At 68.1% G+C, this 899-nt stretch carries 1 protein-coding gene; it reads left to right on the top strand.

Annotation, left to right across the window (positions count from 1 at the left end; all coding sequences use genetic code 11):
* Positions 1–899 (top strand): helix-hairpin-helix domain-containing protein (locus tag ACXJKR_RS33650; protein WP_457326562.1); only part of this gene is annotated, 899 nt, incomplete at both ends.

Raw genomic sequence — 899 nt, 5'->3', positions numbered from 1 at the left:
GCCGGGCAATGGGGGCATGGCGGCGGACCGGGGCTCTCGACACCTACCAGCCGCGCATCATCAACGGCATGCTGGAGCGCGGCTACACCGAGGCCTTCGCCTTCAACGTCTTCGAGCAGATGAAGGGCTTCTCCAGCTACGGCTTCCCGGAGAGCCATGCAGCGAGCTTTGCCATCCTGGTCTATGCGAGCTGCTGGGTGAAGCATCATCACCCTGCCGAGTTCCTATGCGCGATGCTGAACAGCCAGCCACTGGGCTTCTACAGCCCCAGCCAGCTCGTCCAGGATGCGCGTCGCCATGGCGTTGAGGTGCTGCCGCCTGACGTCTTGCACAGCGCCTGGGACTGCACGCTGGAAAACGTCGAGCACGAGCCGGCGGTGCGGCTGGGCTTCCGGCAGATGCGGGGCTTCAAGGCCGAGGCCGCGGAGCGCATCGTGAAGGCCCGGGCTGCCGCCTACTTCGAGAGCGCGGAGGAGCTGGCAAGGCTCGCCGACCTGGAGCATCAGGACATGCGCCAACTCGCTGCAGCGGACGCCCTGCGCAGCCTGTCAGGCCACCGGCGCCAGCAGGTCTGGGACGCGGCAGCGCTGCGACGACCGCCCGAGCTACTGCGGCAGGCGCCGGTCGACGAGCCCGTCCTTGACCTGCAGGAGGCCGCGGAGGGCGAAGAGGTCGTCTGGGACTACCACTCCCTCGGCTTGACCCTGCGCAGCCACCCCCTGCACCTGCTGCGGCCCAAGCTCGATGAGCGCCGCCTGGCCACGGCCGCGGAGTTGATGGAAATGGATGACGGCGAGGCCGTCTACTACTGCGGCATCGTCACGCTGCGCCAGCAGCCCGAGACGGCCAAGGGCGTCGTCTTCGTAAGCCTGGAGGACGAGACCGGCAACGTGCAGGTC

The sequence above is a fragment of the Roseateles sp. P5_E11 genome (assembly GCF_054049355.1).
This window is presented reverse-complemented; position numbering and strand designations above follow the sequence as displayed.